4 protein-coding genes and 1 pseudogene are annotated in these 6,785 nt (G+C 41.3%); 2 read left to right on the top strand and 3 right to left on the bottom strand.

Annotated features, from left to right (window positions below):
- Positions 1 to 123 precede the first annotated feature (123 nt).
- Positions 124 to 438: pseudogene (locus FTT84_RS11455) on the top strand (VOC family protein); the annotation flags it as partial.
- On the opposite strand, the gene FTT84_RS11450 reads toward FTT84_RS11455, so the two are convergent.
- Positions 430 to 1,677, bottom strand: coding sequence for a dicarboxylate/amino acid:cation symporter (locus FTT84_RS11450; protein WP_180058384.1), 1,248 nt, complete (start codon positions 1,675 to 1,677; stop codon positions 430 to 432). The pseudogene FTT84_RS11455 and the gene FTT84_RS11450 sit on opposite strands and share 9 nt — an antisense overlap.
- Positions 1,678 to 2,060: 383 nt before the next feature.
- Entirely contained in the window at positions 2,061 to 2,933 is an 873-nt protein-coding gene (locus FTT84_RS11445; RefSeq protein ID WP_067762927.1) for an acyl-CoA thioesterase II, read from the bottom strand.
- Positions 2,934 to 3,219: 286 nt separating this feature from the next.
- Between FTT84_RS11445 and plsB the strand changes: the two genes are divergently transcribed.
- Positions 3,220 to 5,793, top strand: a complete 2,574-nt coding sequence (gene plsB, locus FTT84_RS11440; protein ID WP_180058383.1) for a glycerol-3-phosphate 1-O-acyltransferase PlsB — start codon at positions 3,220 to 3,222, stop codon at positions 5,791 to 5,793.
- Positions 5,794 to 5,982: 189 nt separating this feature from the next.
- On the opposite strand, the gene FTT84_RS11435 is transcribed toward plsB, so the two are convergent.
- Entirely contained in the window at positions 5,983 to 6,756 is a 774-nt protein-coding gene (locus FTT84_RS11435; RefSeq protein WP_180058382.1) for a sugar nucleotide-binding protein, read from the bottom strand.
- Positions 6,757 to 6,785 lie beyond the last annotated feature (29 nt).

Here is a 6,785-nt window from a genome sequence, read left to right as displayed (position 1 = left end):
GCAGGGTCTTGTGGTGGCGCACCTTTGGATATTATTAAAAAATACATTGAAAACCAACAAGGTTAAAATCTTTGAAATTCACCTCCACCCTGACTGTCGGGTGGAGTCCTCTTTCACTTTAAGATAGGCACTGAATATGAAAATTGTGCCGTCGCGTTCTTTGATTTGCAAAACAACTTGAAACTTGCACTTTGGCCACAGCAAAGCTTAAGCAGAGACACTGGCTTAGCCGCTAACCAGTTTTGTCCAACCCAAATTTCTCTTGCACATAATGTAGAAAGTAAGTCCATGGTCGATCAAGTCATGCGTCAAGCTGAAAATGCAGGTGCAAGGATCGTTAAACCCGCACAGACCACTTTTTACGGTGGCTATGCAGGTTATTTTCAGGATTTAGATGGTCATTTATGGGAAATTGCGTATAACCCAGATTTAATTTGAATGAATAGGCATGTCTAGATCACGCGTATGACGATCAACAACAACACTAATCATCATATCACCTTGAACATTCACCACTGTCCGAACCGTATCTAATAGACGGTCAATCGGGAGTAAAATTGCGATCGCTTCTGCCGGCAAGCCCACCGATTGTAAAACCATAATCATGGTGACCATCCCTGCACTTGGAATACCCGGTGCACCTAAAGAAGCGATCATCGCGGTTGCACATACGATGAGCTGCTGCCCGAGTGTTAAGTCCAAGCCCATTAAGTTCGCAATAAATAAAGCGGCAGCTGCTTCATACAATGCAGTGCCATCCATGTTCAGTTGTGTTCCTAAAGGAATGACAAAACCCACAGTTTGTGGACGCACACCTAAATTTTCCTGCGCACACTTCATGGACAAAGGCATCGTTGCCGAACTTGAGCTGGTAGCAAAGGCAGTAATCAGTGCTGCGCGTGTCCCTTTAAAAAAGGTGATTGGATTCATTTTGCCAAAAATCCACAACAATAAAGGCAATACCACGACACCATGAAAAATGGTCGTCCCAGTGACAACGGCTGCAAATTCCGCTAAACGGCTCAGCACAGAAATGTCTTCAGTAGCAATTAATTTTGCCAGCAAAGCAAAAATACCAATCGGCGCAAGTTTCATTACCCAGCCAATCATCATCATCATGATGTCAAAAAACTGTTGGCTTAACTTCCGCACACTACGAAACTTCTCACCACCCTTGACCAAGGCCACACCCAAAAACAGCGAAAACACCACCACAGCCAACACATTGCCTTCACTAAAAGCTTTAAACGGATTGATTAAGGTATTTTGAATAAAATTGGTAAAGAACGAACCTGGAGTCAATGTATCTGGCGTTTGGTGTTGATTCATTGCATCCTGGAACATCACAATGTCCACACCCTGCCCCACTTTAAACAGATGTGCACAAGCAAGCCCCAAGATCAGTGCTAAGGTCGTGGTAGTCACGCAGCAAGCCAAGGTGATTTTCCAGGTGCGGCTCAGTTGACCACCCGCTTGTAGGTTAGACACGCCCACCACAATTGAACTGAAGATCAGTGGCACTAAAAGCATTTTCAGCAAGCCAATAAAAATACTGCTGGCAATACCCAGCCCATAGAGACTGGCACTCAAAAATTGGGTTTCAGGAAATAGGTTTAAAATAAAACCAAAAGCTACACCTAATATTGCAGCCAATAAAATCTGTGTATTTAAGCTCATTCTGCATGCTTTTATCATGATTTCTGTGTAGGCACTATGCCACGCAGACTATAGAGAATCGAGGAATTTTTTGTCACATACTCTGCAATAATGCTGCAAAGGCTCAACAGCATTTTAGATGTATTTATTTGATGTGGCATGCATCGTGCTAGTTCAGTGCATATAAATTTTAACAATGGGTCAAAACGGTACACTTATGAAAAGAATTTTATTACTTTCTGCACTTATTTGTAGCATCTCTACAGTTTATGCACACTCTTCAGGCACAAGCACCAAACAAGGTTGCCATAAACATTCCCCTTCAGAGCTTCCACATTGCCACTAAGCATATAAAAGTAAAAAAGCCGAATCACAAGATTCGGCTTTTTGATACACATATTAGATTATTGGGTTTCTATTTCACGTAAGCGAATCAAACCTTCTTGCGTCGTGCTACATACTAATTCACCATTTTGCCACATCCGACCAAAGTTCAAACCGCGTGAACTCGCACTTACTGTTGCATCCATGTCATATAACATCCAGTCATCCACACGGAATGGTTTATGGAAATACATTGCATGATCAATGCTGGCACACTGCAAACTTGGTGACAGGTAACTTAAACCATGTGGGCGTAAAGCCGTCGTCATCAAGGTAAAGTCTGAATAGAATGCTGCAATTGCTTGGTGTAAAGAAATCTCGTCCACTTCGGGTGCAATCGCATCATGTGTACGCAAATAATGTGCATAGCTTGGCGCTTCTGGCTGTGGTTGGTACGGATTGCTTGGATTAATAGGACGAATCTCAACATGGCGGTCACGCATGAAGCTGGCACGCACATTTTCCGGCACAAATTCCACCATCATTTTTTTCAGTTCAGCCTCATTTTTGAGCTGATCCACCGCAGGATATTCAGGTTCAGAAATTTGGTAGCTTAAGCCCGCTTCATAGTCAGCAAAAGACACCATACACATGAAAATTGTTTTTCCATGTTGAATCGCGCGAACTTGGCGACTCACAAAACTACGACCGTCACGAATCCGATCCACTTCATAAATGATCGGCGCGTTAATATCACCACCAAAAAGGAAATAGGCATGTAGAGAATGTGCCGGACGATCTGTGGTGTAAGATGCGGCACGTAAAGCCTGACCTAATACCTGTCCACCAAAAACACGCTTGCCAACCAAATTACGGCTTTGCCCACGAAATATATTTTCTTCCAGTTTTTCAAGGCTGAGTAAATCAACCAACTCTTGTGTTAAGGCATTCATAACAAACCTATCTATAATTCGGAATTACCTAAGTCGGCAAAATCTGTGGATGTTTTCCATTTTGCTTCATTTTGCCATAAAATCTGACTAAAACCCTAAAGATTGACTGACTGCTGTGTCACATAGATGATGTAATTTATCTGCTAAAAATACGTTTTTTAACGATAAAATCTTACAATATCCATGCAAATTGTCAGAAAATGACATACTGTTTTTTATTACAATTACGCAAAATAGATACCCCTCAGAATTTCTGTGGTTTTGGTCATTAAAAGTAGGAGTGTGTATGTCCAAGAGCGGCTTTGGTCAAATGTATCGGAAGCTTTCAAGTAAACTGCTTGACCTCGTGGTAACACCGCATGTTTTAGGCGAAGTTCCCGTTGAACCTGTAGTGACAGAACCCGATGCAAATGCCGACGTACAGACAAAAAAAATTAGCTGTTACGTTCTACAAAATCACTCTCGCAGTAATGCTTTGATCGTTGATGGTGAAACTCGTCGATTAAAACTACATCCTGCACTTGACCCGTTGGTGACCGGATCACATACAGAAAAAGCGTCTGTGGTGTTTTTACAACATCATGATGAAGACAATCTGTTAAACCCACCTCCACATGCATTCCCACCTCGTTTGCTGCGTTTGATTGATGTACTGGACAAAGATCCAGAATTGGATATTGAACTCATTCCTGTGACCGTACTTTGGGGCCGCGAGCCAGACAAAGAAGACTCATGGTTCAAACTACTCTTTACCGATACTTGGTCTACCCCAAGCAAAGTTAAGCAGTTGGTGAATATTGGTCTGCATGGTCGACAATCTTATTTAGAATTTCATGAACCACAGTCTTTACGTCGTTTGATTGACTATGCAAAAACCACACATCCAAACTTATCGCCTGCAACCTACATCATTAGCACTTTAAATGACTATTTAGATGCGCAACGTGAAGTGGTACTTGGCCCTGATTTATCTGACCGTCGTAATGTCATGCACGGCTTGATTAAATCCTCTGATGTGCAAGATGCCATTCGTCGTGAAAGCATTCGCAGCAAAATTAGCATGGTCGAAGCAGAACGCCGTGCAATTGGCTACTTAAATGAAATCGTATCTGACTATTCAGCTTCTACAGTTCGTTTTGCAGATTTAGCTTTAACGCGTCTGTGGACGCAGCTCTATGACGGTGTTGAAGTGCATAACTTCAGCACTGTGCGTGAACTGGCTAAAGACTATGAAATTGTTTACACCCCTTGTCACCGCAGCCATATCGATTACTTACTCTTATCATATGTGATTTATAAACGTGGCTTGATGGTGCCGTACATCGCTGCAGGTGATAACCTTAACATGCCTTTTGTGGGTCAAATCTTACGTGGTGGCGGTGCATTCTTTATTCGCCGTAGTTTCCGCGGTAATGGCTTATACACCACGGTATTTAAAGAATATTTGTATAGCATTTTGTCACGTAACACACCTTTGGAATACTTTATTGAAGGTGGCCGTTCACGTACAGGTCGCTTGCTTCCGCCAAAAACTGGCATGCTTGCAATGACCGTACACAGCCATTTGCGTAATCCAGCCAAGCCAATTGTATTCTTACCAACATACATTGGTTATGAACGCTTGATGGAAGGTGCAACGTATGTGGGTGAAATGAATGGTAAGCCGAAAGAAGGCGAATCTATTCTTGGCATTATGAAGACTCTACGTAAGATTGAACGCATCTTCGGTAAAGTCCATTTGAACTTTGGTGAACCCGTTTTCTTAGATGATATGTTAAAGCAACACCATGCTGAAAATATCAAAATAGAAAAAAATGACGATCCAATTCCGCAAGAAGTCTCAAATGCAATCAACAGTTCTGCGCATGCCATTTTAGAGAACATTAACCGTGCTGCTGTGATTAACCCAGTCTCATTGTTATCACTGATTTTATTAGCGACATCTAAACATACTTTAGATGAAGCAATCTGTATTAAGCAGCTAGATACTTATCGTGACCTTTTGACTGCCTTACCATACGACAGCCGTATGGAAGTTACGCCATTGTCAGGTAAAGAAATCATTGCCTATGGTCTAAAACTGAAACTGATTAAACGCGTCAATCATGTCTTAGGTGACATTATTGCCATTGCGGATAATCAGGCGATTTTATTGACCTATTTCCGTAACAACATTTTGCATGCGTTTATTCTGCCATCATTAATTGCTGCATTGGTTGAACATAATGGTTCGATTCGTCGCGGCGATTTAATCAATGTGATTCGCACACTGTATCCATTCTTAAAAGCAGAATTATTCCTGAAATGGAAAGATGAGGAGCTAAAAGATCAAATCTGTGCTTATGCTGAAGCATTGATTCAAGCAAAACTGATTAGTGAAGATGCTGAAGGCAACTTAGTTTCATCTGCACCAAACTCTGAACAACATAATCAATTGGTGGTATTGGCTGCACCAGTGATGCAAAGTCTCGAGCGTTATTACATGACTTTGGCCTTAATCACTCAACGTGGTTCAGGCAACATTTCTACACGTCAAGTTGAAGAATTAAGCCATTTGGTCGGTCAGCGCTTATCTGTGTTATATGAGTTCAACTCACCTGAATTCTTCGATAAAGCCTTGTTTCAAAGCTTTATTAAAGTATTAACGCAACAAGGTTACATCAGCACCAACGAAGACAATGCCATCGTATTTGATGAAAACTTCCAAAACGTTGCTCAATACGCCAACCTTGTATTGGATGATGTCACTTTACAAATGTTGCAGCACATCACCACCTTTAGTGATGATGAACTGAAAGAAGCATTAGATAAAGTTGCAGCCGAACAAGCGAAAAAACGTCTGAAACGTAAAAAGAAATAAACGTTATAACTCTTCTCTTGAGTCAAATTTGGCTTTGGGAGAATGTTAAATATAAGGGGCAAGTTTAAAAAACTACCCCTTATTTTTTTGTTTCCGAGAAAGTACATTCTTTAGTTTTAGATTGAGGAAATTTTTTGTATAACGCCCATTATATTTAAAAGGAATAGAAACTCTTTTTATTGATGACTCTCAACATTCGTCATGCTGCAACCTAAATCCACTCTGTTGCATTCGCTCTGCAAAGATCCTTTTCCCCGTTTGCCGTTGGCTGTCTAAGACTAATTCAGGTAAATGCATGGCTCTTTGCATTTCGCGTATTCTTTCATGTAAGGGATGCGGCAAATTATTGCTACAAATATATGATTTTTCTGTATGTTCCACGTGAAGTAAAAATGCCAAAAAGCCGACTAAATCATCTATATGAATTCTGTTCGACCAATGCACATTCGGATAATGATGTGTCGTTTCAGCCAATTTTTGCATTCTTGCTCTTGAGCCAGTATAAATCCCTGTAGGACGTACGATGACACAGACTTCAGGATAGGCTGCTTGATATAAGCGTTCCATTTCTAACAATAAATGACCTTGTTCATCACTTGGCAGCGTTGCTGAATTATCATCAATCTTCTCCCCTGCATTTTCACCATATACACGGGTTGAAGACACCACGATAATGCGTTTTATTGGGTGTGATGCCAAAGCGGCAACAATCGGCTGCACGGAATCGACATACGTCCACTGATACGCGGCGACGGAACTTTCAGGCGGTGCAAGCAATACATACGCAGCATCAATAGGCGCAAGTTGCTGCAAATTTAAGGCATGAACATCTTGAAGCAGATGTGTCGCAAATGAATCTGTTTTTGCACTCTGACTAATTGTGGTAATTTGGTGGCCATACGGAAATAACTGTTTAGCAAGCCGCTGAGATGTTTTACCATAACCTATAAATAAAATATGCATTTAGCACCAAATCACGGACAAAGTTGAGG

Origin of the sequence: Acinetobacter sp. YH01019 (genome assembly GCF_013420285.1) — a bacterium.
Lineage (GTDB): Bacteria > Pseudomonadota > Gammaproteobacteria > Pseudomonadales > Moraxellaceae > Acinetobacter > Acinetobacter gandensis.
The sequence above is the reverse complement of the archived record's forward strand: the minus strand, read 5'-3'. Positions and strand labels throughout refer to the sequence as shown.

Coding starts and splice junctions, on each gene's coding strand:
- FTT84_RS11450 (WP_180058384.1), bottom strand. CDS start 1,677: ATGAGCTTAAATACACAGATTTTATTGGCTGCAATATTAGGTGTAGCT.
- FTT84_RS11445 (WP_067762927.1), bottom strand. CDS start 2,933: ATGAATGCCTTAACACAAGAGTTGGTTGATTTACTCAGCCTTGAAAAA.
- plsB (WP_180058383.1), top strand. CDS start 3,220: ATGTCCAAGAGCGGCTTTGGTCAAATGTATCGGAAGCTTTCAAGTAAA.
- FTT84_RS11435 (WP_180058382.1), bottom strand. CDS start 6,756: ATGCATATTTTATTTATAGGTTATGGTAAAACATCTCAGCGGCTTGCT.